24 protein-coding genes and 3 tRNA genes are annotated in these 26,668 nt (G+C 70.2%); 7 read left to right on the top strand and 20 right to left on the bottom strand.

The genetic code is table 11. The features are described 5' to 3' along the window. Positions 1-100: 100 nt before the first annotated feature. The 6 genes from J7I98_RS28815 to J7I98_RS28790 form a co-directional block, all read right to left on the bottom strand. Positions 101-1,627: a HAMP domain-containing sensor histidine kinase gene (locus J7I98_RS28815; protein ID WP_308377978.1), complete on the bottom strand. Its 1,527-nt coding sequence runs from the start codon at positions 1,625-1,627 to the stop codon at positions 101-103. A gap of 3 nt (positions 1,628-1,630) precedes the next feature. Beyond that, a complete protein-coding gene (locus tag J7I98_RS28810; protein WP_285438097.1) occupies positions 1,631-2,353 on the bottom strand; it encodes a response regulator transcription factor in 723 nt (240 codons plus the stop codon). 89 nt (positions 2,354-2,442) lie between these two features. Further along, positions 2,443-3,357, bottom strand: coding sequence for an amidohydrolase family protein (locus tag J7I98_RS28805; protein WP_214927959.1), 915 nt, complete (start codon positions 3,355-3,357; stop codon positions 2,443-2,445). Beyond that, positions 3,314-3,649, bottom strand: coding sequence for an antibiotic biosynthesis monooxygenase (locus tag J7I98_RS28800; RefSeq protein WP_214927958.1), 336 nt, complete (start codon positions 3,647-3,649; stop codon positions 3,314-3,316). Before J7I98_RS28800 ends, J7I98_RS28805 begins: the two co-directional genes overlap by 44 nt. A 120-nt stretch (positions 3,650-3,769) precedes the next feature. Further along, the gene (locus tag J7I98_RS28795) at positions 3,770-4,663 is read right to left on the bottom strand and encodes a DUF2797 domain-containing protein (RefSeq protein ID WP_214927957.1); all 894 of its coding nucleotides are present in this window, start codon (positions 4,661-4,663) and stop codon (positions 3,770-3,772) included. 66 nt (positions 4,664-4,729) lie between these two features. After that, positions 4,730-5,140, bottom strand: coding sequence for a DUF3291 domain-containing protein (locus J7I98_RS28790; protein ID WP_214927956.1), 411 nt, complete (start codon positions 5,138-5,140; stop codon positions 4,730-4,732). A gap of 87 nt (positions 5,141-5,227) precedes the next feature. On the opposite strand from J7I98_RS28790, the gene J7I98_RS28785 reads away from it, so the two are divergent. After that, positions 5,228-5,854 carry a MerR family transcriptional regulator gene (locus J7I98_RS28785; protein ID WP_214927955.1) on the top strand — a complete coding sequence of 209 codons (627 nt, stop codon included), beginning with the start codon at positions 5,228-5,230 and terminating at the stop codon, positions 5,852-5,854. 141 nt (positions 5,855-5,995) lie between these two features. Here J7I98_RS28785 and J7I98_RS28780 read toward each other — a convergent pair. Together J7I98_RS28780 and J7I98_RS28775 are read right to left on the bottom strand one after the other, a co-directional pair. Further along, positions 5,996-6,068 (bottom strand) — tRNA-Arg (locus J7I98_RS28780). A 197-nt stretch (positions 6,069-6,265) separates the two neighbouring features. Next, positions 6,266-6,356, bottom strand: a tRNA-Ser gene (locus J7I98_RS28775). A gap of 199 nt (positions 6,357-6,555) precedes the next feature. Between J7I98_RS28775 and J7I98_RS28770 the strand changes: the two genes are divergently transcribed. Together J7I98_RS28770 and J7I98_RS28765 are read left to right on the top strand one after the other, a co-directional pair. Continuing rightward, positions 6,556-7,056 carry an SSI family serine proteinase inhibitor gene (locus J7I98_RS28770; RefSeq protein ID WP_214927954.1) on the top strand — a complete coding sequence of 167 codons (501 nt, stop codon included), beginning with the start codon at positions 6,556-6,558 and terminating at the stop codon, positions 7,054-7,056. A gap of 221 nt (positions 7,057-7,277) precedes the next feature. Next, on the top strand, positions 7,278-11,357 hold the full coding sequence (locus J7I98_RS28765) for a PAS domain-containing protein (RefSeq protein ID WP_214927953.1): 4,080 nt from the start codon (positions 7,278-7,280) through the stop codon (positions 11,355-11,357). A gap of 86 nt (positions 11,358-11,443) precedes the next feature. Here J7I98_RS28765 and J7I98_RS28760 read toward each other — a convergent pair whose 3' ends face one another. The 9 genes from J7I98_RS28760 to J7I98_RS28720 form a co-directional block, all read right to left on the bottom strand. Further along, a complete protein-coding gene (locus J7I98_RS28760) occupies positions 11,444-13,090 on the bottom strand; it encodes a long-chain fatty acid--CoA ligase (RefSeq protein WP_214927952.1) in 1,647 nt (548 codons plus the stop codon). 216 nt (positions 13,091-13,306) lie between these two features. Further along, on the bottom strand, positions 13,307-13,855 hold the full coding sequence (locus tag J7I98_RS28755; protein WP_214927951.1) for a SigE family RNA polymerase sigma factor: 549 nt from the start codon (positions 13,853-13,855) through the stop codon (positions 13,307-13,309). A 175-nt stretch (positions 13,856-14,030) separates the two neighbouring features. Next, positions 14,031-14,945 carry a DUF1906 domain-containing protein gene (locus tag J7I98_RS28750; RefSeq protein ID WP_251021338.1) on the bottom strand — a complete coding sequence of 305 codons (915 nt, stop codon included), beginning with the start codon at positions 14,943-14,945 and terminating at the stop codon, positions 14,031-14,033. Between the two features lie 52 nt (positions 14,946-14,997). Continuing rightward, the gene (locus J7I98_RS28745; protein ID WP_214927950.1) at positions 14,998-16,164 is read right to left on the bottom strand and encodes a lipid-transfer protein; all 1,167 of its coding nucleotides are present in this window, start codon (positions 16,162-16,164) and stop codon (positions 14,998-15,000) included. Then, a complete protein-coding gene (locus J7I98_RS28740) occupies positions 16,161-16,574 on the bottom strand; it encodes a MaoC family dehydratase (RefSeq protein ID WP_214927949.1) in 414 nt (137 codons plus the stop codon). The genes J7I98_RS28745 and J7I98_RS28740 overlap by 4 nt, the downstream gene beginning before the upstream one ends. Beyond that, positions 16,571-17,707 carry an acyl-CoA dehydrogenase family protein gene (locus J7I98_RS28735; protein WP_214927948.1) on the bottom strand — a complete coding sequence of 379 codons (1,137 nt, stop codon included), beginning with the start codon at positions 17,705-17,707 and terminating at the stop codon, positions 16,571-16,573. Before J7I98_RS28735 ends, J7I98_RS28740 begins: the two co-directional genes overlap by 4 nt. After that, the gene (locus tag J7I98_RS28730; RefSeq protein WP_214927947.1) at positions 17,707-18,720 is read right to left on the bottom strand and encodes a bifunctional MaoC family dehydratase N-terminal/OB-fold nucleic acid binding domain-containing protein; all 1,014 of its coding nucleotides are present in this window, start codon (positions 18,718-18,720) and stop codon (positions 17,707-17,709) included. Before J7I98_RS28730 ends, J7I98_RS28735 begins: the two co-directional genes overlap by 1 nt. Further along, positions 18,717-19,895, bottom strand: coding sequence for an acyl-CoA dehydrogenase family protein (locus J7I98_RS28725; RefSeq protein WP_214927963.1), 1,179 nt, complete (start codon positions 19,893-19,895; stop codon positions 18,717-18,719). The genes J7I98_RS28730 and J7I98_RS28725 overlap by 4 nt, the downstream gene beginning before the upstream one ends. A gap of 191 nt (positions 19,896-20,086) precedes the next feature. Beyond that, entirely contained in the window at positions 20,087-20,398 is a 312-nt protein-coding gene (locus tag J7I98_RS28720; RefSeq protein ID WP_214927946.1) for a hypothetical protein, read from the bottom strand. A gap of 324 nt (positions 20,399-20,722) precedes the next feature. Here J7I98_RS28720 and J7I98_RS28715 point away from each other — a divergent pair, with 324 nt between their 5' ends. Both J7I98_RS28715 and J7I98_RS41395 read left to right on the top strand, forming a co-directional pair. After that, positions 20,723-21,592 carry a bifunctional DNA primase/polymerase gene (locus J7I98_RS28715; protein WP_214927945.1) on the top strand — a complete coding sequence of 290 codons (870 nt, stop codon included), beginning with the start codon at positions 20,723-20,725 and terminating at the stop codon, positions 21,590-21,592. Positions 21,593-21,962: 370 nt separating this feature from the next. Next, entirely contained in the window at positions 21,963-22,160 is a 198-nt protein-coding gene (locus J7I98_RS41395; RefSeq protein WP_251021336.1) for a hypothetical protein, read from the top strand. A gap of 360 nt (positions 22,161-22,520) precedes the next feature. Here the strand turns inward: J7I98_RS41395 and J7I98_RS28705 are convergent, their stop codons facing one another. From J7I98_RS28705 to J7I98_RS28695, 3 genes are all read right to left on the bottom strand, one after another. Further along, positions 22,521-22,721 (bottom strand): EF-hand domain-containing protein, encoded by a 201-nt coding sequence (locus J7I98_RS28705; RefSeq protein ID WP_214927944.1) that lies wholly within the window; start codon positions 22,719-22,721, stop codon positions 22,521-22,523. Positions 22,722-23,206: 485 nt separating this feature from the next. Then, positions 23,207-23,293, bottom strand: a tRNA-Ser gene (locus J7I98_RS28700). 42 nt (positions 23,294-23,335) lie between these two features. Next, entirely contained in the window at positions 23,336-24,829 is a 1,494-nt protein-coding gene (locus tag J7I98_RS28695) for a S1C family serine protease (protein ID WP_214927943.1), read from the bottom strand. A gap of 255 nt (positions 24,830-25,084) precedes the next feature. Between J7I98_RS28695 and J7I98_RS28690 the strand changes: the two genes are divergently transcribed. Together J7I98_RS28690 and J7I98_RS28685 are read left to right on the top strand one after the other, a co-directional pair. Next, complete coding sequence (locus J7I98_RS28690) at positions 25,085-25,900, top strand: glycerophosphodiester phosphodiesterase (RefSeq protein WP_214927942.1); 816 nt, start codon at positions 25,085-25,087, stop codon at positions 25,898-25,900. A gap of 140 nt (positions 25,901-26,040) precedes the next feature. Then, positions 26,041-26,553 (top strand): ATP-binding protein, encoded by a 513-nt coding sequence (locus J7I98_RS28685; RefSeq protein ID WP_374225182.1) that lies wholly within the window; start codon positions 26,041-26,043, stop codon positions 26,551-26,553. The last annotated feature ends 115 nt before the right edge of the window (positions 26,554-26,668 follow it).

Below are 26,668 nucleotides of genomic sequence, written 5' to 3'. Positions count from 1 at the left end.
AGGGATGGTCCTCTAATGAGCGGCCTGTGAGTGGTGGGGTGGGGGGCCGGCCTTCGCCCCACCACGCCTGACCGACTCAGGGGCGCAGGTCAGGCCCCGTTCAACGGGCGGCCGTGTGGGAGAGATCCGCATCCCCGACACGCGCACCCGTCGAAGGCAGCCGCACCGCGAACACCGTCCGGCCCGGCGCGCTCTCCACCGTCACTCCGCCCCCGTGCGCGCCCACCACCGCCTGCACGATGGCGAGTCCGAGCCCCGTCGAACCGGCCCCCGCCGGCGGCTCCGTCCCCGTCCCCGCCCCCATCCCCGCCCGCCTGGCCGGCCGCGCCCGCGACGCGTCGCCCCGCGCGAAGCGTTCGAAGACGTACGGCAGCAGTTCCGGCGCGATGCCGGGGCCGTCGTCGCGTACCTCCAGCACCACCCACCCGGCCCCCTCGCGCCGCACGCATGCGGTGACGGTCGTGCCCGGCGGTGTGTGCGTGCGGGCGTTGCCGAGCAGGTTGACCAGGACCTGGTGCAGGCGGGAGGGGTCGCCGCGTACGACGGCCGGGTCGTCCGGGAGCTCCAGCCGCCACACGTGCTCGCGGCCGGCCACCCGCGCATCGCTCACCGCGTCCACCACCAGCGGCGAGAGATCAGTGCTCTCGTACGAGAGCGGGCGTCCGGCGTCGAGCCGCGCAAGCAGCAGCAGGTCCTCCACCAGCCCGGTCATCCGCGTCGCCTCCGACTCGATCCGCGCGAGAGCGTGCCGGGTGTCGGGCCCGGGGGACTCGCGCCCACGCCGGGTCAGTTCGGCGTACCCACGGATCGAAGCCAGCGGCGTGCGCAGTTCATGGCTCGCGTCCGCCACGAATTGGCGTACCCGCGTCTCGCTCTCCTGTCGCGCCGCCAGCGCCGAACCGACATGCCCCAGCATCCGGTTGAGCGCGGCTCCGACCTGTCCGATCTCGGTCCGCGCATCCGCCTGCGCACCAGGCACCCGCTCGTGCAGCGCCACTTCGCCGCTGTGCAGCGGCAGTTCGGAGACCCGCGTCGCGGTCGCGGCAATCCGCCGCAGCGGGCGCAGCGCGACACCCACGATGGCGTTGCCCGCGAGCCCGGCCGCGAGCAGCCCGGCCGCGGTGACACACACCTCGACGACGATCAGCGTGCGGACCGTGCCCTGTACTTCGCCGAGCGGAAAGCCCAGCACCACAACGCCGTCGGGCGTCGAAGCGACCCGGTAGTCACCGAGCCCGGGCAGGGTCACCGTGTGCGGCTCGCCGTCCCGCTCGACCGAGTCCAGCGCCCGTACCTGCGCCTCGTCCAGCGGATCCGTGTGCGCCTCGGGCCACACTCCCTCCGCCTCGACGTTCTTGGCGCCGGACCCGATCGCCCCGTCCGCGCCCATACGCCCGCCGACGGTCCCCAGCGGCTGCCCGGGCGCGGCCACGAACTTCAGCCACTGGTCGGGCTCGGTCTCGCCCTCGGGCCCGCGCTGGGTCCGCTCCACGGCCGTCGTCAGCTGGCCGTCGAGCTGACCCTCCAGATACTCGCGCAGCGCGATTGTCGTGACCGTACCGATCACCGCCGCGACGACCGCGATCAGCGCGACCGCGGACACGACCAGACGGGTGCGCAGAGACACCACTCACCCACCCGGTCTGATCAGGTAACCCGCCCCGCGCCGGGTGTGGATCATCGGCGGCCGACCCGCGTCGATCTTCCTTCTCAGATACGAGATGTAGAGCTCGACGACGTTGGCCTGGCCCCCGAAGTCGTAGTTCCAGACCCGGTCGAGAATCTGCGCCTTGCTGAGCACCCGCCGCGGATTGCGCATGAGGAAGCGCAGCAGCTCGAATTCGGTCGCGGTGAGGTGGATCTCCTCCCCACCGCGGGCGACCTCGTGACTGTCCTCGTCCAGCGTCAAGTCCCCGACCGCCAGCAACGATTCACTCCGTACGGCCGCGGCAGCCGTCCCCGACCGGCGGATCAGCCCGCGCAGCCGCGCGACGACCTCCTCCAGGCTGAACGGCTTGGTCACGTAGTCGTCGCCACCCGCCGTGAGCCCGGCGATCCGGTCCTCGACCGAGTCCTTGGCCGTCAGGAACAGCACGGGTACGTCGGGCAGCTCGCAGCGCAGCCGCCCGAGGACAGCGAGCCCGTCCATGTCCGGCAGCATCACGTCCAGTACGACGGCATCGGGGCGGAAGTCGCGCGCCGAGCGCACGGCCCCCGCCCCGTCACCGGCGCTGCGGACTTCCCAGCCCTCGTATCGCAGCGCCATCGACAGCAGCTCGGCCAGCGGCGCCTCGTCGTCCACCACGAGCACCCGCACAGGGGTGCCGCCGGGTCTGAGCATTTCGGTACGCATAGGCACAGCCTGGGCCGGGCCCCTGAGAGCGACCTTTCCGGTTCCTGTGAATCTCCTGAGAAACCCGGAACGGCCGAACCCTCCTCCTTCTAGCCCTTCTGACTCAGCCCGAAGAGCCGCGCCGCGTTCCCGTAACAGACCGCCCGCAGCCAGTCGTCGCCCAGCCCGAGCAGTTCCAGTGCCTCAAGCTGGTGCCCGTACTCGTACGGAATATTGGGGAAGTCCGTGCCGAGCAGGATCCGGTCCCCCAGATCCGCCAGCCTCCTGAGCTCACCCCTGGGGAAGGGTGTGAAGCGCTCGGAGAAGTCGGTGAAGGCCATGGTCGTGTCGAGCCGGACCTCCCCGTACCGCTCGGCCAGCTCAAGGAAATCGGCGTACTCCGGCATACCCATATGGGCCACTACGAGCCTCAGCCGTGGGTGCCGGGCCAACAGCCGGCCAACCGGTTCGGGACCGGTGTGCTTGCCGGGCGCTGGCCCGGAGCCGCAGTGCATCACCACCGGAATCCCGGCCTCGGCCAGGAGTCCCCACACGGGGTCGAGCAACGCGTCGTTCGCGTCGTACGCCCCGACCTGTAGGTGCGACTTGAAGACGCGCGCACCGCTTTCCACAGCATCCCGGACATACGCCTCCACCCCCTCCTCCGGAAAGAGCGTCGCCGTATGCAGGCAGTCGGGGGTCCGGGCCGCGAAATCCGCCGCCCAGCCGTTGAGCCAGGCGGCCATCCCCGCCTTGTGCGGATAGAGCATCGAGGTGAAGGCCGTGACCCCGAACTCCCGCAACAGCGCCACCCGTTGCTCCTCCTCGTGCCGATACGTGATCGGCCACTCCATCCCGGTGAGCGGCCCCACCGCATCGAAGTACTCCCAGACCTTCTGGAGCACCCGCTCCGGCATGAAGTGCGTGTGTACGTCGACGAGCCCCGGCAGGCCGAGCCGCCCCCAGAACCGTCGTACGTCCTCAGCCTCGCTCAAAGCCGTAACTCCGCTCCACCTTGGCGACATGAACGGAGTACCTCTGGTACCACTCGGCACGCCCCTGCTTCTGCGCCGCCTGGTGCTCCAGGTTCCGCTGCCATGCCGCGATCGCTTCCTCGTCCCGGAAGTACCCGACGGTGATCCCGAGCCCGCCCGGCGCCCGGGCCGACTCGTACCCCAGGAACCCGGGCACATCCTTCACGAGCTCATTCATCCGCGCGGCTGTCTCGCCGTACCTCTCGGGGTTTTCCGTCAGGACCGAGGTGAACACCACGGTGTAGTAGGGAGGTTCATGCGCTGCGACAGGTCGTATGTCCATGCGCCCCACCCTCCGGCCTGCGGCTTTGCGCTGTCCACACTCATTGCCATACGGGATCCGGAAGGGATCCAAGTCTTGACCATCGGCCTCGGCCTCGGACCTCGGCCTCAGACTTCGGCCTCAGAAGAGCCCGCCCTGCACCACCTCCGGCCCCACCTCCCGCACCGGAACGCTCACGCCCACCGCGGCGTCGGCCCGTCTCAGCTCCCACCCGCTCATCAGCCGCGTATCCAGCACGACCACCCCACCGCGCCCCTCCTCCTCCGTCTCCGTCTCCAGGTGCAGATCGGGCCCGGCAGCAGCCACCAGCCGCCCCGCGACACAGCCACCGGAGACGAGCTCCGCAACCACCCCGCTCATCGGCCGCAGGCCCGCCAGCCCGAACACCCCGGCATGGTCGACGACCTCGCACGCCGCCCGCTCCAGCGCCTCCGCCCACCCCTCCAGCGCAACGGCCCGCCGGTGCAGCCCCTCAAGCTCCCCCGCCCGCTCCTCCATCCCCGGCAACGCATGCCGCACCGCCCGCTTCTCCTTGTACGGAATCCGGTCGGGCACCCCCAGCGCGGTACGCACCAGCTCCTCCGTCCGCCGCGCCGCCATCAGCGGTCCCCGCCCCAGCCAGGTGAACGCCACGGCCCCCTGCTCCAACAGCCGCGCCGCCCCGCGCTCCTCCCGGGTGATCCCGACCTTGACCATCCGGGGGCCGAACCACGCCAGATAGACGGCATACGGACGGGGATCGTCGGCCATCGTGTCCGCCGCCACCGAACGCGCCCGGTCGAGCCGCGCGCACTCCGGGCACTGCCCTCCGCTGCTCCGCCCCGGCACGGTGGCCCGCAGCGGACACCCGCCCCGCCGCGCGCCGACGCACAACCGCTCTCCGTCCCCCACCCGGAACGCGACCCCGGCTCCGTAAGCCAGCGAGCTGACCCGCTCGGCCCGCCCACCCGCCTCGTACCAGACCAGCCCGGGCCGGCCCGTCCCCCACTTCAGCCCACCACACAGCCAGTTCATATTCGGAGGCTAACTCCCGCCTCTGACAACGCGAGCCCGGCATGTGACCCGGACTCCGCGACGACGTCAGGCCGCAGCAGCGTCGATCCGCGCCTGCTCCTCAAGCCGATGCTTGGCGTCGTCCCACCCGATCGGCAGCTGTTCGACCGGCACTTCCCAGAACGTGAACGTCGAGCTGCGCATCGTCGCGCGCAGCCCGGTCATGATGCTGCGATGCGGCTCGGCCCTCGCGTACGCGTACAGAGCCTCCCGGCTCTCCCACGCGGACAGCGTGTAGAAGACGCGCTTCGCCGGCTGGGCGATGAGGGAAGCACCGAACGCCCCCGGCGCCGACCGAACCTGCCCCCACGCGGCCAGCGACTTCCAGCAGAACCGGGGTACGTCCATGAGGGACCGCACCTCGAAGCGGGAGGCCATGACGACGGCCTGCGCGTGCGGTGGAGCGGGGTTCGGAGTGACCCAGGGCAGTGTCGGCATCGCACTTCTCGCCTTCTTTAATAGAGAGTGACACTGTCTATATTAGAGAGTGTCACTCTCTAATTGCCATACCGGGAGCGAGAAAAGATGCGGATTTCCGAGCTGAGCCGCCGCAGCGGGGTGCCGATCACGACGATCAAGCACTACCTCCGCGAGGGCCTCCTGCCCCCTGGCCGGCCGACATCGGCCACCCAGGCGGAGTACGGAGAGCCGCACGTACGCCGCCTCCGGCTGATCCGCGCCCTCATCGGTGTCCGAGGGCTGTCGGTCAGCACGACCAGAGAGGTACTGAGCGCCGTGTCCGAGCACGAGGCGGACACCCACCAGGTGCTCGGCCTGGTCCTGGGCGCCAGACCGGCCACGGACACCGACACCGACACCGACAGCAGCGGCGGGAACGCCACCGACGCGGACGCGCTGCTCGCCGAAATGGGCTGGGAGGTTTCCGAGGGAGCCCCGGCCAAAGCCGTCGTCGCCGAGACCCTGGAGACTCTGCGTTCGCTCGGTATGGATTACGACTGGCACTCCCTCATCCCCTACGCGGCGCTCGCGGAACGTACAGCCGCGCTGGACCTGGACCAACTGGACGCCGGCGCGGACCCGCTGGAACAGGCCGAGCGGGCCGTACTGCTGACCGTGCTCCTGGAGCCCGCACTGCTCGCACTGCGACGCCTCGCGCAGGAAGACGAGTCGGCCAAGCGGTACGGCGAGTAGGAACACCTGTGCATCACGTACCGCGTCCGTGCGAATGCGGTACGTGATGCACACCCCGCGTGCGGATCGCAGGGATAAAGCGCCCGCAACGTCAAAAGCCAGAGGCCCGATCGATTTCTCGACCGGGCCTCTGGCTTGTTGTGCACTCGGCAGGATTCGAACCTGCAACCTTCTGATCCGTAGTCAGATGCTCTATCCGTTAAGCTACGAGTGCTTGGCGTCCGGGGCTTTTTCTGCCCCGTCGGCGTTGCGAGAACAACATTACATGACCTGCGCCGTCACGCGAAATCCATTACCCAGACCGCTGCTGAGCTGCGAAAACGACCATCTGGGCGCCCCCTGAGCAAGGTGCGGAAGAGCCCTGAACGACCGAAGCCCCGGTCCTGGGACCGGGGCTTCGGTGATCACGCGCGGAGGCGGAGGGATTTGAACCCTCGATGGGCTTTAAAACCCAAACCGCATTAGCAGTGCGGCGCCATAGACCGGACTAGGCGACGCCTCCAGCACACTCTCGCCTGCGCGAGTGGGTGCGTGCAGATGATGACACAGCCTTGCGGGGTGCCACCAATCGCTGACCACGGTACTAGGCAGGCGGGTGGGAGGGCAAAGTCTTAGGCCCGTTGCGCAACGCCGGGCGGCTCAGCGCGTTAAAGAGGCAGGGCATCGCGCCCCTTTTCACCCAGGACGTCCCAGGAGCTCCCATGCTGCGTCGCTTCGCTTTCACCGCCGCCGCGTCCGTCGCCGTGCTGTCCGGTGCCACCCCCGCCGCTACCGCCGCGGCCTCCCCCGTCCCGCTGCCGGTGCTTCAGGACCTCGCACTGCTTCAGGACCTGCCGCTGCTCAAGGGCACGGACGACCCGGCGGACAACAAGCAGTCACAGCTCACGGTGACGACGTCCAAGACGGGCAATCCGGCCGCGAACGGGACGTACGAACTGAAGTGCGGGCCCACGGGCGGCACACACCCCGCGGCGCAGGCGGCCTGTGACCGTCTCGACGAGCTGACCGGCCAGGGCAAGGACCCCTTCGCGGCCGTGCCGGAAGGCCAGATGTGCACCCAGCAGCACGGCGGGCCCGCCACCGCACACATCACCGGGACATGGCGGGGGCGGAACGTCGACGCGACTTTCAACCGCGGCGACGGCTGCGAAACCTCCCGCTGGACGGGGATGGAGCCGGTACTTCCGACCGCCCGTTCCTAGCTGCCGCGGCCGCTGGGCGGGGAGCTCCTGCCTGGTCAGCGTGTACGCCGCCCGGCGCATTGTGCGTCCGAGCGCACACAACCTTGGTGAGAGCTCCCCCTCACCACCGCCCCGCTCCCGCCGCCTGCCTTTAGACTCCCTCCAGTGACAGCGCGCGGCCCGAGGGGCAAAATGGGGCAGCCTGTCGGCAAGGTGCAGTAGTTCAGGGAGGAACCGTCGTCGTGAGCAGCAGGCCATCCCGAGGCGCTGCTCGCCTCGCAGCGATACTCGACGCACTCCCTGACGGGCTGTTGCTCGTCAATTGCAACGGCACCGTCGTCAATGCCAACACCATCGCACTGGAAATGTTCGAGTCGCCGGGCACCGGCCTTGTCGGGCGCGGACTGCTCGACCTGTTGCCGACGTTCGACTCCAAGCTGATTCCTGGGTCCATGCGCCGCGCGGACGGCGAGGACGATCAGGGGCGTACGAAGCCGACCCGGATGGTCGCGCGACGCACCGACGGGTCGGAGTTGCCCGTCGAGGTGACCAGCGCGAACCTGGAGGACGGCCGCGACGCGTACGCGTCCCACAGCGACCGTCCCGGCTTCACCGGCGACGAGCTGCTCATGCTGGTCGTACGAGACCTGTCGGGGACCGTCGACACCGAGGCCGAGCTGGCCCGTTCGCAGCGGCAGACCGAGATGATCCTGCGGGCCGCGTCCGAAGGCGTCGTCGGGACCGATACGGACGGTCGGGTCGTTCTGGTCAATCCGGCCGCCGCGCAGATACTCGGTTACCGGGCGAGCGATCTCGGCGGCAAGGAGCTGCACCCCCTCGCGATCCATACGCGCGCCGACGGGACGCCGTTCGCGTACGACGACTCGCCGCTCGCGGACACGCTCAAGTCCGGGCGCAAGCACCGGGTGCGCGGGCAGGTGCTGTGGGCGAAGAACGGCAAGCCGGTCGCGGTCGACCTGACGACCGCTCCGGTGCGGGACGGCGACCAGCTCGTCGGCGCGGTGATGACCTTCACCGACCGCCGCCCGTACGACGAACTCGTAGAAAAACAGGCCGAACTGGTCGAAAAGCAGGCCGAGGTCCTCGACCGCGAGAACCAGCGCTACGAGGAGATCGCCGGGCGGCATGCCCAGCTGACCGCCGTGCTCGGCGACTCGCTGCGCGGGCCGCTCGAAGAGCTCCGGGGCGAACTGGGGACGCTGGCCGCGGACCCGGCCGGGCAGTTGTGGCCCGAGGCGAACCAGGTCCTGCACCACCTGGCCGCCGGGTACGCCCGTATGACCACCCTTGTCGACAATGTCCTGAGCTTCCAGCGGCTCGCGGCGGGCACCGAGGAGCTGGACAAGAAGAAGGTCCTGCTGGACGGCGTCGTGGCGGCGGGCGTGGACGGTGCGATCGAGCTGATCGGGCCCGGGCGCGCCCAGTTCGCGGTGCACGCGCCGCCGATAGAGGCCGAGGTGGACGCGGGGCGATTGGCAACGGCGCTCGCGCACCTGGTCGCGGATGTGGCCGGGGTCGACTCGACGGGCAAGGCTCCGGTCGCGGCGGCCGGCGGCGGGTACATGGACTCGACGATCGTGGTCGCGGCTGCGCAGCGCGGTGAGGTCGTACGTATCGAGGTGCGCGGGCCGTACGCCGGGGGAGACCCGGTGCACGAGCCGATCGTGCGCGGCATTGTGTCGGCGCACGGCGGGGTGCTGCAGACGCACGAAGTGCCGGGCATGGGCGGGAGTGCGTACGTACTCGAAGTGCCGCTCGGCGAGGGCGCGGGGGCGGTGGCTCCGCCTGCGGAGGACAAGACGGCCCATCCGGATCCGGCGCCGGTGCCATCTTCTGGTGCTGCTCCTAGTGATGCTCCTGTGCCTGCTTCTGCGGCTGCTGTGCCTGTGCCTTCGCAGGCAGGGTCGCCGACGGACGGTGGGGGGCGGCGCGGGCGGCGGGCTTCGACGGATGCGTTCCTGGACAGCGAGCGGGCCGGCGGTGACGACGCGGGGGCGCCTACGGCTCCTACCGGGCGGCGCAGGGCGCGTCGGGGCGGGGAGGGCGAGGGCGGTAGCGGTCAGCAGGAACGGATCGCGCTCCCGGCTCAGGCGGCGGGGGAGGGGGCTGGGGCTGTTTCCGGTTCCGGCCCTGTTCCCGGGTCTGGCTCTGGTTCTGGTGGTACGGGGCGCAGGCGGGGGCGGCCCAGTCCCATTGAAGGGGCGCCGGACGGTGGTGGCGGCGTAGAGGTACGGGCTGCTCTGCCTGCTGCCCGTCCTTCTGGCGGTCCCGCTGCCGTCTCGGAGGGCTCCGTCGTGACGGCCTCCGAGGGGGCGCACGGCACCGGGCGCGCGGCGCTCGGCGAGACGGTGCCGCCCCAGGGTGTGCCCGCCGATAACTCCGCGGCGACAGGGCGCCGCGCGCGGCGTGGTGCGGAGGCGCTTCCCGCGCTGCCTGCCGCGCCCTCTGCCGGGAGCGAATCCCAGCAGCAGCAACAGACTTCGGCGGGGCGGCGTGCGCGCAGGGCGCTCGCTCCGGCGCAGGAGCGGCCCGAGGCGCCTGTGCCTGCGAATGCACAGGCACAGGCACAGCCACAGGGCGCGCGTACCGCCTTTGCGCTGCCGCCCGCCGACGCCGACCGCGTGCCGCCGACGGCCGGTGCGGCGGACGCCTCGCTGCCGGGGCGCCATGACGCCGTACGGTCCGATCCGGACGCCGACCACACCCCGCCCCAGCCGCACCCCGTTGCCGCACCGACGGGGCGCCGCCGTGCGCGCAGGGACCTGCACGCACAGCAGCCGGAGCAGCTGGAACAGCCGGAGCAGCCCGGTCGGCCCGACTGGGCGGCCAACGGGACTTCGGCCCACGGCCCGAGCCGGGCCGAGGCAGCCCCGTCGGCCGCTGACGCCGTCTCCCCCGACGCCCACGACAGCGGCTCCGTCGTGTCCTCGCCCCACAGCTGGTCCGCCGTAGGCAGCCCGGGGCCGGGCGGGGCCACCACCGCCGCGACCGGTACGACGCAGACCTGGCCCGCCCAGGCCTTCGCCGCAGGCGTGAACGAGAGCGACGAAAACGACGGCGACAGCGCCCCCGCAGGCGCCACTCCCGCCCCGGGGCGCCAACAGCCGTATGCCGCACAGCCGTTGCCCCCGGCCCAGCCGCTGCCCGCAGAGACGCCCCCGCCCACACCCACACCCGGCCCAACCCCGCCCCCGGCGCCCGCCGACTCGACGCAGAGCCGCGCCTTCAGCGTGCGCACCCTCGGTCAGGGCATGCCCTTCGCGCAACAGATCGCCCAGCAGCAGAACCAGACCCTGGGCTCCGGCCGGCGCCGTAAGCTCGCCGCCGCGCGGCCGGAAGCGGAGCAGCCCGCGCCGTCCGACGCCGGGACGGCCGAGGGCGCCGAGTCCGCCGACGCCGCAGCGCGCCAGCACCCCCAAGGCCCGCCGCAGCCGCTGCTGGCCGACTCGACGCAGGGGCGCGCGTACGCCATAGGCGCCCCTGACGAGGGCTCCGAGGGCCCCGAGCCGCTGGACGGCCCCAACGGCGCCGTGGAGGTGGCCAACCGTCCCCACCCGCAGCCGGTCGACGACGAGCTGCCCCCCGAGCCGCTGGACAACCCGCGCCGCCTGCTGGTCTGGCCGGCCCCCGACGTCTCCACGCAGCAGGCACTGAGCGACCGCGGCTACCGCCCGGTGATCGTGCACTCCCGCGAGGAGGTCGACGCGCAGATCGCGGCGTTCCCCGCCGCGCTGTTCGTAGACCCGCTGACCGGGCCGATCACCCGTAAGGCGCTCCAGTCCCTGCGCCAGGCCGCCGTCGCCGCCGAGGTACCCGTCCTGGTGACGGCCGGGCTCGGGCAGGCGACGCGTGAGGCTGCGTACGGCGCGGATCCTGCCGTACTGCTGAAGGCTCTCGCGCCGCGCGACAGCGAGCAGCACCCCTCGCGCGTACTGCTCATCGAGGAGCACGAGGAGATCGCGCTCGCGCTGACGGCGACGCTGGAGCGGCGCGGCATGCAGGTCGCGCGCGCCGCGACCGACACCGAGGCCGTCACGCTGGCTACGCAGATGCGGCCGAATCTGGTGGTGATGGACCTGATGCAGGTACGTCGCCGACGTGCCGGAATCGTGGACTGGCTGCGCGCGAACGGCCAGTTGAACCGCACGCCGCTGGTCGTCTACACCTCGGCCGGGCTCGACGAGACGGAGCTTCCCCGGCTCGCGTCGGGCGAAACCGTACTCTTCCTCGCGGAACGCTCGACGAGCAACGAGGTCCAGGGCCGCATCGTCGACCTGCTCGCGAAGATCGGCACCAACTGAGCAGAGATATTTGCACGTTCGAAGGCTGAAGGGGCCCCGCGCCGTTGCGGGGCCCCTTCAGCGGTTCAGTCGCCGCGAGTCGGAGCTCAGAGCTCCGTGACCGCCAGCTCGCCGTCCGCGTACTGCTTGCGGAGGACCTTCTTGTCGAACTTGCCGACGCTCGTCTTCGGCACCGCCGGGATCGCTGCCCACCGCTCCGGGAGCTGCCACTTGGCGATCTTGGTGGCCAGGAACGCCTTCAGCTCGTCGTAGTCCGCCGTCGCGCCCTCCTTCATCACCACTGTGGCCAGCGGCCGTTCGCTCCACTTCGCGTCCGGTACGGCGATGACCGCCGCCTCCGCGACGTCCGGGTGAGCCATCAGCGCGTTCTCCAGCTCAACGCTCGAAATCCACTCTCCGCCGGACTTGATGACGTCCTTCGCACGGTCGGTGAGGGTGAGGAATCCGTCGCGGCTGATGACGCCGATGTCGCCGGTCTTGAGCCAGCCGTCCTCGCTGAACTTGTCGGCGGGCTTGAGGTCCTCGCCGCCCGCGCCGCCGTAGTAGGCCCCCGCGATCCAGGCCCCGCGTACCTCCAGCTCTCCGGCCGACTCCCCGTCCCAGGCCAGCAGCTCGCCGCCCGGCCCGACCAGGCGTGCCTCGACGCCTGCGGGGAAGCGGCCCTGGGTGATGCGGTACGGCCACTCCTCCTCGGGGGTGAGTCCCGCGGGCGGGTGGGCCATGGTGCCGAGCGGGGAGGTCTCCGTCATGCCCCAGGCGTGGCACACCCGTACACCGAGCTTGTCGTACGCCTCCATGAGGGCGGGCGGGCAGGCCGCGCCGCCGATGGTGACGGTCGCCATGGAGGACAGGTCGCGCGGGTTGGCGGTGACTTCGGCGAGCAGGCCCTGCCAGATGGTGGGGACGGCGGCGGCGTGCGTCGGCTTCTCGCGCTCGATCATCTCGGCGAGCGGGGCGGGCTGGAGGAAGCGGTCCGGCATGAGCATGTTGATGCCGGTCATGAAGGTGGCGTGCGGCAGGCCCCAGGCCATGACGTGGAACTGGGGGACGACCACCAGGGTGGTGTCCTTGTCGTTCAGACCCATCGACTCGGCCATGTTGACCTGCATGGAGTGCAGGTAGATGGAGCGGTGGGAGTAGACGACGCCCTTGGGGTCACCGGTGGTGCCGGAGGTGTAACACATGGCCGCGGCGGAGCGTTCGTCCAGCTCCGGCCAGTCGTACGTGGTGGGGCGGCCCGCGATCAGGTCCTCGTACTCGTGCACGCGCGGCGCACAGCCGTCGAGGAGGGAGCGGTCGCCGGGGCCCGACACGACCACGTGCTCGACGGTCTTCAGGTGCGGAAGGAGCGGCGCGAGCAGCGGCAGCAGGGAGCCGTTGGCGATGACGACGCGGTCTGCGGCGTGGTTGGCGATCCAGACCAGCTGCTCGGGCGGCAGGCGCAGGTTGAGGGGGTGCAGCACGGCGCCCATGGAGGGGATCGCGAAATACGCCTCCACGTGCTCGGCGTTGTTCCACATCAACGTCGCGACGCGCTGGTCGCCGTCGACGCCGAGTTCGTCGCGCAGAGCGTTCGCGAGGCGGGTCGCGCGCTCGCCGACTTCGGCGAAGGTGCGACGCTGCGGCTCGCTCTCACCTGTCCAGGTAGTGACCTGCGACCGACCGTGAATCGTCATCCCATGGTTCAGGATGCGGGTCACTGTCAGCGGTACGTCCTGCATGGTGCTCAGCACGGCGTCCTCCCGGTGGGCGCTACGTGGCAGTAATAAGGGTGGGCTGATTCTGCGCACGTACCAGGCGGTATGTCACTACTTCAGGGAGTACGAATCGCTGAGGGGGTCAGCGGAGGGCGGGCGGAAAGCAGCGGCGGGGCGGGCGGAGCGTCGGCGGCGAGGCCGGGCGAACGTCAGCGGCGATGCGGGGCCGGGCGGGGCGAGGCGCGCGGAGCATCAGCGGACCGGTGCCAGTTCCGGGTCCTCGCGGAGCTTGCCGAGGGCGCGCGAGACGGCGCTCTTGACCGTGCCCACCGATACGCCCAGCACCTCGGCGGTCTGGGCCTCGCTCAGGTCCTCGTAGTAGCGCAGGACGACCATCGCGCGCTGGCGGTCCGGCAGTTTCATGATCGCGCGCCACATCGCGTCGCGCAGCACCTGCTGCTCGGCGGGGTCGGTGGCGGGTGCGGCGGCGGTGTCGGGCTCGGGCAGCTCGTCGGTGGCGAACTCGTCGACCTTGCGCTTGCGCCATTGCGAAGTGCGGGTGTTGAGCAGGGCGCGGCGCACATAGCCGTCGAGGGCGCGGTGGTCCTCGATGCGGTCCCAGGCGACGTACGTCTTGGTGAGCGCCGTCTGCAACAGGTCCTCCGCGTCGCACGGGTTCGCGGTGAGCGAGCGCGCGGTGCGCAGCAGTACGGGCCCCCGGGCACGTACGTACGTGGAGAACGACGGATAGGGCGTCGGCGTCGCTGCCTTGGAAGCGCTGGTGCAGACGGGCGTGGTCATAGGTCCACGCTAGGTTCGCGTACTACCGCTGCGGATCGGCCCCAGGTCCCGAAGCGGGGTCCGCCTCAGGTTGTAGGGGTGGTGCCACCCCCACCTCCTGAGGGTGGAGGCCGTCAGGCCTTCCGTCGGGGTCGGGTCTCGGGGGCCGACCGGTGTCCACGGCTCTTGTGGCAGGTCAGGGGGCGATTCGGGCTACGGGGGCGTCGGCCTTGTTGCGGTCGATCTTCAGGAGGCGGCCTCCGTACTTCTCCTTCACATTGCCCGCGTACTGATGGATGCGGCGGTGGGGGGCCCATGCGTGCCTGGAGAGGGCGGGCTCGCCGTACAGGGAGGGCTTCGTCTGCCAGCGGGCGAACCACATGACCGACGGCAGGTCCTTGGCCCCCGCCTTGCGGGCGCGTTCCATGTGCCGCACCCCGGAGTCCGCGCTGCTGTAGAAGCCGGGGACGTAGTCGTGCCGGCGCACTTCGCGGTTCCAGCCACGGACGAAGTCGAGCGTGGTGCGGGCGCAGCGGAGGTTCCCCGCGTTGTACGCCTCCACGTCGAGGTAGAGCGCGCTGCCGGTGTGCATGCCGAGCGCCCGCGCGCTGCGGACTGCGTCCCGTCCCTCCTTCCTGCCCTGGCGCCAGGGCGCACGGCCGATCCGTACCCTTCGCTTGTTCCTGGCGTGCACGCAGGGCGACTGCGAGCCGACGAAGATCGGCAGCACCCGCCAGCCCATCTCGTTCACGGTTTCCACCCAGCGCTTGCTGAGGTGCGGCTGATTCCGGCAGGCCCGGCCGCGTCCCGCGTAGTACACGCCGACGGCCCGGTACGGAGACTTGCGCCAGGCACGCATGGTGGCGAGGGGCGGCACGCGGCAGGTGTCGAACATCCGGCCGCGGTAGATCACGATGCGACTGGCGGCCGATCCTGCTCCCACCCCCGATGGCGCCCCCGATGCCGGTGCCGGCGGCGGCGGGTACGGCACCGGAGACGCGTGCGCCCCGGCCTCTTGCGGCATGGCCAGCAGTCCGATCGCGGCGGCCGCGGCGAGTGCGAATCCGAGGATTCTCTGCAGGTGCTTTTGTAGGCAGATGTGTTGGTACATGAAGAAGAGTGAATGACTCCCGCACGCTCCGAACGCCTCTCACACCCCGCTCTCAGCCATCCGCGCCAAGGATCAACCCGGACGTGGGAACGCCTGTGCCTGCAGTGACCAAAGCTCGGCCCGCGCCCGGTATCTGATTCACCGACGTGCCGCGCAGCTGTCTGACCGCCTCCGCGATGCCGTTCATACCGTGCAGGTACGCCTCGCCGAGCTGGCCGCCGTGCGTATTCAGCGGCAGAGCGTCCTCCGCCACGAAGTCGGCGGCCTCGCCGGGCCCGCAGAAGCCGAACTCCTCCAGCTGCATCAGCACGAAGGGCGTGAAGTGGTCATAGAGGATGCCCACGTCGATGTCGGCCGGGCGCAGTCCCGACGTCTGCCAGAGCTGGCGGGCGACCACGTCCATCTCGGGCAGGCCGGTCAGGTCGTCGCGGTAGAAGCTGGTCATCTGCTCCTGCCCCCGGCCGGCCCCCTGTGCGGCGGCGACGATCACCGCCGGCGGCCGGCGCAGGTCTCTGGCCCGCTCGGCGGAGGTCACGACGATCGCCTGCCCGCCGTCGGTCTCCTGGCAGCAGTCGAGGAGCCGCAGCGGTTCGACGATCCAGCGCGAGGCGGCATGGTCGGCGAGGGTGATGGGCTTCTCGTAGAAGTACGCCGCCGGGTTGCGGGCGGCATGGCGGCGGTCGGTGACGGCGACATGGCCGAAGGCGTCGGGCGTCAGGTTGTACGTACGGAGATAGCGCTGGGCGGCCATGGCGACCCAGGAGGCGGGGGTGAGCAGCCCGAACGGCAGCGCCCAGCCGAGCGCCGCGCCTTCGGCCGAGGGCTCCCGGTGCTGCACTCCCGAGCCGAAGCGGCGGCCGGAGCGCTCGTTGAACGCCCGGTAGCAGACGACGACCTCGGCCACTCCGCTCGCCACGGCGAGAGCGGCCTGCTGAACGGTGGCGCAGGCCGCGCCGCCGCCGTAGTGGATGCGGGAGAAGAACGACAGCTCGCCGATGCCGGCCGCCTGGGCCACGGTGATCTCGGGGCTGGTGTCCATGGTGAAAGTGACCATGCCGTCGACGTCGGCGGGGGTGAGCCCGGCGTCGTCGATGGCCACCTGCACGGCTTCGACGGCCAGCTTCAGCTCGCTGCGCCCGGAGTCCTTCGAGAACTCGGTCGCCCCGATGCCTGCGATCGCCGCCTTCCCGCCGAGCGTGTCGGCTCTGCGTACGCTCACGAGGCCCCCTCCCGGACGGCGGCATTGACGTCGACCTTGACGGTCACCTTGCCGGTGACGTGATGCCCAAGACCGTTTGCTCCGACGACCCGCACCTCGGCCGTGCCGTCGTCGTCGAGGGCAGTCACCGTGCCGCTCAACACCATGGTGTCCCCCGGGTAGTTGGGTGCCCCGAGGCGGATCTTCACCGCGCACAACCGGGACTCGGGCCCGAAATGGTCGGTGATGTAACGGCCGACCAGGCCATTGGTGGTCAGTATGTTCATGAAGATGTCGGGGGAGCCCTTTTCCCGGGCGGCTTCGGCATCGTGGTGGACGTCCTGGTAGTCGCGGGAGGCGACGGCGCCCGCGACGATCAGCGTGCGGGTGATCGGAATCTCCAGCGGCGGCAGCTCATGACCGACCTTCATACCGGCCCCTCCTCTTGCCCGACTCGCTCTACGCGATCTTCCTGATCAACCTGATCAACCTGATCTGCGCCGACGAGCAACTCCCCCAATTCGGCCAGCGCTTCACTCCCACTCCCCAGATACGCGTCGAGCTGCCGCCCCCACAGAAAGTGCCGATGGACGGGGTGATCCAGATCCGCTCCCATCCCCCCGTGCAGATGCTGCCCGGTATGCACCACGCGCTGCCCCGCCTCCGACGCCCACCACGCCGCGGTGAGTGCGTGCGTGCCGAAGGGCAGGCCCTCGTCGCGGCGCCAGGCGGCCTCGTACGCCGTGACCCGTATCGCCTCGGTGTCCATGTACGCGTCGGCCGCCCGCAGCAGCACGCCCTGGTTGGTGGAGAGCGGACGCCCGAACTGCTCGCGCGTCGAGGTATGTTCCACGGCCCGCGCGAGGGACCCGGCGCACACCCCCGCCTGCAGCCCGGCAAAGGCGGTGCGGCTCGTGGCCAGCACGTGCTCGTACACTCCACCGGCCGCGTCGTCCCCGATCCACTCACCGGGAGCGCCATTCAGCGTGAGCCGGCCGGCCGACCACGGCGCGGTGGTCTCCACCGGCTCGACCGTCACCGCCGGATCCGCCGTCGGTACGAGCCACAGCGCCCGGTCCGCGTCCGGAACCAGCACATGGGTGGCGTCGCGCAGCCACGGCACGAGCGGCGCCGTGCCGTTCAGCGCGCCGGACGCGTCGGACCGTATCGACCCGGTGGCCGGGAAGGCTCCGGTCACGACCGTCGTGCCGTCGCCGATCGCGGGCAGCAGCCGCGCCCGCTGCTCCTCGCTGCCGTGCGCCGCGATCGCCAGCAGCCCGTACACACATGTCGCCGCGAACGGCACCTGTGCCGTCGTCCGACCCTGCTCCTCCAGCAGCAGCACCAGCCCGAGCAGGCCGATCTCCTCGACGGCCGCGATCAGCCCGGCCGCGCAGACCGCCTTCCACAGCTCGCCGTCCGTGCCCGTCAGTGATGGGGGTCTTCCCTGCTCGAGCGGAGCCGAGAGCTTGGGGGACAGCCGCTCATGCGTCGGCAGGTCCCCGAAGATCTGCGCGGCCAGCTCCTGCGCCGCTCTCTGCTCCTCCGTCGGCGTGAAATCCATCAGCCCTCACCCCCTCCGCCATGCTCGGCCGGGCGAAAGACCGGCAGCTCCAACTCCTTGTCCACGCGCAGGAATTCCAGCTGTACGGGCATGCCGATCCGCACCTTGTCGTACGCCACCCCGACCACATTGCTGATGATCCGCACACCCTCCGACAGCTCGATCAGCACGACCGCGTAGGGACCCGCCGCGTCAGCGGCATGATCAGACGCAGCGAAGGCCGGGAAGGCGGGGTGGTGCATGACGACGTACGAGAAGACCGTCCCCGCGCCGCTCGCCTCGACCGTGTCCCACTCCGGTGACCCGCACGCCCCGCACCCCGGCAGCCAGGGGAACCGCAGTGTCCCGCAGCCGCCGCACCGCTGTATCAGCAGCCTGTGCCCGGCCACCCCGTCCCAGAACCCGGCGTTGTCCCGGTTGATCACGGGCCTCGGCCGCTCGCCCTTGGGCCTTTTCCCCGCCGGCGCGTACTTGAGGATGCGGAATCGGTGCGTCCCCGCCAGTTCGCCGTCCGCACGGACATCCATCCGCGTCGTGACGAAGTGTCCCGTCCCCAGCTTGGTGGTTTTGCGCTCCGACACCGACTCGATCACTGCGTCGAAGGTGATCCGGTCCCCCGGCCGCAGATCCCGTACGTACTCCTGCTCGCAGTCGGTCGCGACCACCGAGGTGTACCCCTCGCCGTCGAGCAGCGCGGACAGTTCGTCGTACGCCGACGACCTGCCCGTATGCCCGGAAAGGCCGCCCATCGTCCAGGCCTGGAGCATTGTCGGCGGAGCAATCGCGTCCGGGCCCGAATACGCCGGACTCTCGTCCCCCATCGCCTCGCACCAGTGTCTGATCATCGGCTCGTTGACGGCGTCCTTGCCGACGCCCGAGGTCGCGGCCGCCCGCCCCTCGAACGCCTTGAGAAGCCGAAGCAGATCCGCGCCCGAGTCCACACCCGCGCTCGCGTCCGCCTTCACGTCGGCGCTCACGTCGGCGCTCACCTCTGCATGCACATCCGCACTCATCGACGCCCCCTCCGCATCCCGAGCCGCATCGTCGCCACGATCTCCCGCTGCACCTCGCTCACCCCGCCCCCGAAGGTGTTGATCTGCGCGGCCCTGTTCATCCGCTCCAACTCCCCGTCCCCGAACGCCCCCACGGAGCCGGAGCGGACCAGTCCGGCCTCGCCCGCAACTTCCTGACATATTCGATACACCGCGACGGCCGATTCGGTTCCCATAAATTTCACGCCACTCGCATCACCCGGCGCGAGCGTCCCCGCCCCCACGTCGCCGACCAGCCGCCAGTTCAGGAGCCGCACCGCCGCCAGCCGTGCGTGCGCCTCGGCCAGCCGCGCGCGCACCCACGGCCGGTCCGCCGGCCGTTCTCCCGTCGTCGGGTCGGGAGTCGCGGCGTACGCCAGCGCCTGGTCGTAGCAGTCCTCGGCCTGCATGCCGATCGCGGCGAGCGCCACCCGCTCGTGGTTGAGCTGGTTGGTGATCAGCCCCCAGCCGCCGTTCTCCTCACCGACCAGGTTCGTGACGGGCACCCGGATGCCGTCGTAGTACGTGGCGGTCGTCGTCAGACCGCCCACCGTCTCGATCGGCGTCCACGAGAAGCCCGGTGCGTCCGTCGGCACCAGCACGATCGAGATGCCCTTGTGCTTCGGGGCGTCCGGGTCCGTACGGCAGGCGAGCCAGATCCAGTCGGCGTTCTGGGCGTTGCTGGTGAAGATCTTCTGCCCGTCGATCACCCACTGGTCGCCCTCGCCGGCCTCGCCTGCGCTCACGCGCACGGCGCGCGTACGGAGCGAGGCGAGGTCGGTACCGGCCGACGGCTCCGTGTAGCCGATCGCGAAGACGAGCTCGCCGCGCAGGATGCGCGGCAGGAAGAAGTCCTTCTGTTCGGGCGTCCCGTACTTCATGAGGGTCGGCCCGACCGTATTGAGTGTGACCATCGAGACGGGCGCACCCGCCCGGTACGCCTCGTCGAAGAAGACGAACTGCTCGTCGGCGCCGCGCCCCTGACCGCCGTACGCGACGGGCCAGCCCAGGCCGAGCATTCCGTCGCCGCCAATCCGCCGCAGCAACGCTCGCTGCCCGACCGGATCCGTCGCCTCCTCGCCCTTCATCACCTCGCGGAAGTACGAGCGGAGTTCGGCGCGCAGCTGCCGCTGGCGCGCGGTGGGGGCGAGATGCACGGCGGCGGCCTCCGACAACGTACGGATGAAGGTTTCTGACTGTCCGTCAGATTCATCACCACTGTCAAGACCGAAGACGACGCTCGCCGGGCGCCGGATGCCAAAACGCGAACGGCCTGCGCAACGGCGCCGTAGCGCCGTCGCACAGGCAGTCGCTCACCCCACGACACAGACCCCGTCCGGGCCGCGTCTCACCAGAGGTTGGTGAAGTTGACGGCGACGTTCTCGTTCGACTGGTCGACCGCCGTGAAGCCAGAGCCGTTCACGCTCGCGGTTTTGTTCTGGTTGGACGCGCCGGAGCCGGTCGCCACCTGCTGTGTGGTGGTCGAGTTGCCGTTGTTGTCGCCGCCGACACCACTGCCGCTGACCGTGGCCACAGACGCGTTCGATCCGAGGTTCGCGAAGGCACCGTTGTCAGCAACGGCAACACCCGAGAAGAGCGCCGCCGCGAGGGGCAGAGCTGCGAAGGCGGCGATGACGCGGGCGGTGCGGATGCTTGCCATGTCAATTCCTCCAGGAACTGTAAGTACGGCTGATTCCGGAGCAGTTGGCCGACCGCTTCGGTAGTGGTCACGACGTCGCAAGATCAGAGTTGCCCATCGAATCCCCGGCGAACCAGCCCGGAGGCCCTATTTCCCCCTCAAGCGTGAGGACAAGTCGATAAACCCCCTTCACGTCCCCAAAACCGCAGCTCAACCCATCCCGCACCACGGAAACCGCCCACGGCAAGGGAAAAAGCGTTTCGCAGCGCTTTCGGCCAGCACCTCCCCCTGCCCCCTCACCCCCTCCCCCTTCCTTTCTTCGAACACTCGTACGAAAATAGATCCATGGCCACATCCGACCGGCGCACAGCCACCCTGGCCCTCGCCCACGCTCTCTCCGCCGCCGAGCGCGGGCTCCCCGTCATCCCCCTGTCCCGCACAAAGCTCCCCGCCCTGCGTTCACCGCACAGGGGTTCCTCCGAGCCGGTTCCGTGCCGAGGCGAGTGCGGGCTGCCGGGCCACGGCGTCCACGACGCCACGACCGACCCCGCCGCCGTCCGTGCCCTCTTCGCCGCCGCCCCCTGGGCCACCGGCTACGGCATCGCCTGCGGCCGCCCGCCCCACCACCTCATCGGCATCGACCTCGATACGAAATCGGATACCGACGCCACGGCGGCCCTCAGGCACCTGGCCCTTCAGCACCTCTTCACGATCCCGGACACCGTGGTCGTCCTCACGCCCAGCGGCGGCCGCCACATCTGGCTCACAGGGCCGCCCGAAACCGTCGTCCCCAACTCCGTGAGCCGCCTCGCCCCCGGCATCGACATCCGCGGCGCCGGCGGCTATCTGGTGGGTCCCGGCTCCCTCACCACCCACGGCATCTACCGCACGGCCCCCGGCACCGGCCACCTGACCCCGGCCCCCTGCCCCAGCGCACTCCTGCGCCTCCTCACACCCCCCGCACGCCCGCACACCCCCACGACCCGCCCCACCGACCACCCCGGCCGAGGCCACGGCCTGGTCCAGTTCGTACTCACCGCCCAAGAAGGCCAGCGCAACACCCGCCTCTTCTGGGCCGCATGTCGTGCGTACGAGAACGGCATGGGCGACTCCCTCGCGGACGCCCTGACAGAAGCCGCAGTCCAAGCAGGCCTCACCGAACGCGAAGCCCGCGCCACAATCGCCTCCGCAGCCCGCCTCTCCACGGCCTCCTGACCCCACACCGGACACGCCGAAGGGACGCCCGCTGTGCGGTCCGCGCTCGATACCCGGTTCGTCCCTGGCCCCCAATTGGCGAAGAAGCTGATCAGCGCTGTTGGCTCACAGGGCGGACGTGTCAGCAGCTGAAGCCTTCTTCGGCTGCCGCTACTACACCGCCACCCGCCCGGCTGAGGCCACCAATCTCAAGGCCACAGACTTCGTCCTGCCGGAAGAGGGTTGGGGAGAGCTCGTGTTGTCCAGCAGCACGCCTCGGGTCGGCTCCGGTGGACGGACACTGGAGAGCCCTACGACTCACGCGGCTTGAAGAAGCGGGCGCGTAAGGCCACCCGCGCCGTTCCGATCCCGCCCGGTTCTCGTGCGCCTGGTGCGCGAGCACATCGTGCAGTTCGGCACGGGGGAGGACAGCCGGCTGTTCCGCGCGGCGCGGGGCGGTCACCTGCTGTCCAAGGAGTACGGACAGGTTTGGAAGGCTGCTCGCCGCTCGGTGCTCACCGAGTCCGAGGCGGCTTCCCGGCTCGCGGACGTGCCGTACTCCCTCCGCCATGCGGGCGTCTCCCTGTAGCTGGAATCGGGGGTCTCCCCGGCCGAGGTAGCCCGCCGAGCGGGGCACAGCATCGCTGCTCTCTTCCGCTTCTACGCCAAGGCCATCCACCGAAATCAGCAACGCTCTGATCAGCAGATCGAGCAAGCTCTCGACGCAGCAGACGAGGAGTAAACGGCCACGTCAGGCGTCACCATGTGCCACGTGCGGCCAGGCGGCGCAGAGGACCGGAGTTCGGCAGGTTCGCTACAGACGGAAGCTGGGGGAAGAAGCAAATGCTTCTTCCCCCAGCTCTGTTTGTTGAGCTACTTGCCGGTGGTACGTAGCAGCGCGAAGGGCGGCCACGGTCCGATGAGACCGGGGCCGCCCTCGTATGCCGACTCAGCGGGCGAACTTGGCGTACTCGTCGAAGTCGATCTTCTTGTCGCCGTTCTCGTCGGCCATCCGCACGACCATCTTGGCGTTCTCGTCCGAGACCTTCCCACTGGCGGTCTGGAGAGACGCCTTGAATTCGTCGGCGGTGATGAAGCCGTCCTGATCGGTGTCGATCTTGTCGAAGGCTGCGCGCTTGTCGGCACTCATCTGGGGTCTCCCTCAAATCATAGATACTGGTCGTGGGTCAACGACCGAACGCGCGTGGCAGGCACGGGCGGCTGGATCGGCGTTCGGGTGAACCGTGACGGTTGATCAGCGGGCCTGGAAGCCGGGTTATGAGAGGCGGCGTGCCGGGCGACGAGCCGACGCCGGGGTGGGCGAGGTGGAGCACGGACCAGGAGGCTTCTGCCCATGCGGTGCAGCTCGCCTCCTCAATGGGACTTGTCTGCTTCGATCCCCAGACGGACAAGCTCCGAACATAGCTCCCGTGTGACGGGACCCTCTGGTCCACCACCGTTCGTGCGGCGCATGGTCTGACCTGGACAGTCGTGACTTCGGCGCGGTCCACGCCTGGTCCACACACACTGGTCGACGACGTGACACGGGCGGATCAAGGTGAGACAGGCGGCACGACGAAGGGGTGCCCGACGATTCGGGACACCCCTTCTGACCTGTACCTATGTTGAGCTGTGCGGTGGGTGTGGGATTTGAACCCACGGTGACATCGCTGCCACGACGGTTTTCAAGACCGTTCCCTTAGGCCGCTCGGGCAACCCACCCCGCGCCACCGGCCTGCGGTGACGCGAGGACAGCCTAGCCGGTCAGCCGTCGCCCTTGCGCTGGCCCAGGGTTACTTCGACCGTGGACGTCTTGCCGTCGCGTTCGTACGTCAGCATGACCTTGTCGCCCGGCTTGTGCGTCCAGATCTCGCTGATCAGGGTCGGGCCGCTGTCGATCGCCCGGTCGCCGAGCTTCGTGATGACATCGCCCGGCTTGAGGCCGGCCTTGGCGGCCGGGCCGTTGGGCTGGATCGCCGCTGAGCCGTCGGCGCCGGTGTCCGCGATCGTGGCGCCGCCCTCGCTCTTCTCGTCCATGGAGACCGTCGCGCCGATCACCGGGTAGACCGGCTGACGCGTCTTGATCAGCTGCTGGGCGACCGTATCGGCCTGGTTGACCGGGATCGCGAAGCCGAGGCCTATCGAGCCCGCCTGTGACTGGCCGAAGCCGCCGCCTGTACCGGCGGACTGGATGGCCGAGTTGATGCCGATGACAGCGCCGCGCGAATCGAGCAGCGGGCCGCCGGAGTTGCCCGGGTTGATCGAGGCGTCGGTCTGCAGTGCGCTCATGTACGAGGCCTTGCTGCCCTGGCCGTCGCCCGAGGCCACCGGGCGGTTCTTGGCGCTGATGATGCCGGTCGTGACCGTGTTCGACAGGCCGAAGGGGGCTCCGATGGCGATCGTCGAGTCTCCGACGGCGACCTGGTCCGAGTTGCCCAACGGCAGCGGGGCCAGGCTCGAAGGGGCGTTCTTCAGCTTCAGCACGGCTACGTCGTAACCCTGCGCACGGCCGACCACCTCGGCGTCGTACTTCTTGCCGTTGGAGAACGTGACGGACAGTTCGCCGCTGTCGGCCGCGGACGCCACCACGTGGTTGTTGGTGACGATGTGGCCCTGCTTGTCGTAGACGAAACCGGTGCCCGTACCGCCCTCGCCGTCCCCTCCCTGCGCCTGGATCGTGACGACACTCGGCAGCGCCTTTGCCGCGACCGCCGCGACGGTGCCCGCGTCGCGCTTGAAGTCCTTCGGGTTACCTGCGGCCGAGAGGGTGGTCGAGTCGGTGGAGTCGTCGTTGCGCTCCGCGGCCCAGTACCCGATGCCCCCGCCGACACCGCCCGCGACCAGCGCGGCGGCCAGCACCGCGGCGACCAGGCCGCCGGTACGCCGCTTCTTCTGCGCCGGCGGTACGGGCGCCATGGGCGAGCCCCACGCGGAGCCGCCCCCGGCTTCGCCGCCGTACGAGGGCATCGCCGGAGGAGGCGGCGGCCATCCGGGGCCGGCGCCCTGTGTCTGCGCGGTCCCGGCCGGGGCCCCGGCATGCGCGTGCTGAAGGGGAGAGGGAGGGGCAGGGGTGTGGCCGTGCTGGGAGGTGGGGGTGTGCGCCGGCGGTTCCGGCGCAGGTGCCGACTGGTCGTAAGCACTGCCGTCGCCCGGCGCCGGGGTGCTCTCCGGCTCGGCAGCGGTCCCGGGAGCGGCCGCCGGCACGGGAGGTTCAGACGGGGCGGCCGGAACCGCAGTGCCCTCGTTCTCTGTGCTCACAGCTTCTTCTCCTCGGTCCCAGGGTCGGGTCTCAGGTCGGGCTCAGTCGGCCTTCGGTCAACCTTCGGTCAACGTCCCACTGTGCAAGTGTCCGCTGCCAGCTTTTCCCACCACACGTCAGAGGACCGTAAGCGGGAGCTGTGCATCCACCGACCATCCTTTACTTCGGACAAAGCGGGCGCACCTCCAGGAGTTCACCTGTGCCCGCCTCCCCTGCCTTCCCCGTCTTCCCCGTCGCGGTGGCACCATGACGCGGTGACCCACGCACGGCAGCACACCATCCAAGTCGTCGCTCACCGCGGGGCCTCCGAGGACGCCCCCGAGCACACCCTGGCCGCGTACATGAAGGCCATCGAGGACGGCGCGGACGCCCTCGAATGCGATGTACGGCTCACCGCGGACGGGCACCTCGTCTGCGTGCACGACCGCCGGGTGAACCGTACGTCCAACGGCCGCGGCGCCGTCTCGGCCCTCGAACTGGCCGACCTCGCCGCCCTGGACTTCGGCTCGTGGAAGGACCGCGACGAGTCCCCCGACTGGGATCCCGGCCGGGACCCGGACCACGGCCTCACCTCCGTACTCACCCTCGAGCGGCTCCTGGAGCTGGTCACGGACTCCGGTCGCCACATCGAGCTCGCCATTGAGACGAAGCACCCCACCCGCTGGGCCGGCCAGGTCGAGGAGCGGCTCCTCCACCTCCTGAAGCGCTTCGGCCTCGACGCTCCCGAAGCCGCCGGGCCCTCGCCCGTACGGATCATGAGCTTCTCGGCGCGCTCACTGCACCGCGTCGCCGCCGCCGCACCGACCATCCCGACCGTCTATCTGATGCAGTTCGTGTCGCCGCGACTGCGCGACGGACGACTTCCGGCCGGCGCGCGGATCGCCGGCCCCGGGATGCGGATCGTCCGGAACCACCCCGGCTACATCGCGCGGCTGCACCGCGCGGGGCACCGGGTGCACGTGTGGACGGTGAACGAGCCCGAAGACGTCGACCTCTGTGTACGTCTCGGTGTGGACGCAATTATTACGAATCGCCCGAAACGGGTGCTGTCTCAATTGGGTCGCCTCTGACGGCCGTTACAGGGAGTGCACCGGCGCGTTCGGTCCGTGTTCGATCGTTGCGAGTGCGTCACTGACCGACGCCTGGCCGGTTTCCGGTCCAGGCCATTGGGGCATTCACTTCGTGGCGTGGGGCGAAGGAGGTCTCGGGGGTGGCGTTTGTGGTGGCACGGGAAGTGCCCACGTCGTCGAGCATGGCCGTACCCCATGGCCCTGCGGGCGTGGGTGAGGCGAGACATCGCATGCGTGATGAGCTGCGCGTGAACGGGGTGTCCGAATCGGTCATTGACGATGCCGTACTGATCCTTTCCGAACTGCTCAGCAATGCCTGCCGTCATGGCAGGCCGCTGGGGCAGGCGGAGGTCGGTGACGGTGACATCCGCGCCGCATGGCGCGTCGACAGAGCAGGCAGGCTGACCGTCGAGGTGACGGACGGAGGCGGTCCGACCCGACCGGTTCCGGCCACACCTTCGGTCACCGCGCGCGGCGGCCGCGGGCTCAACATCATCAGTGCGCTGGCACAGGACTGGGGTGTGCGGGACAGTGCGTCCGGCGAAGTCACGGTCTGGGTAAAAGTGACGGAGGGGCATCGTCACGACGACTTCGCTACGCGCGTCACAAGCCCCGGGATGGACTTCGCGGCCACTTTCGAAGACCTGGACTGATCCGGAGGGCCGGACCGAGCCGGGCGCGGGGCCCAGCGGACCAGGCCATGCGGCCGGGCCCGTCCCGGGCCGCCGCCGAAGGCCGCCGTCCAAAGACCGCCTCCCTGTGCCGTTT

Source organism: Streptomyces sp. ISL-98, from assembly GCF_018614055.1.
Taxonomy (GTDB): Bacteria; Actinomycetota; Actinomycetes; order Streptomycetales; family Streptomycetaceae; genus Streptomyces; species Streptomyces spiramyceticus.
The sequence above is the reverse complement of the archived record's forward strand: the minus strand, read 5'-3'. Positions and strand labels throughout refer to the sequence as shown.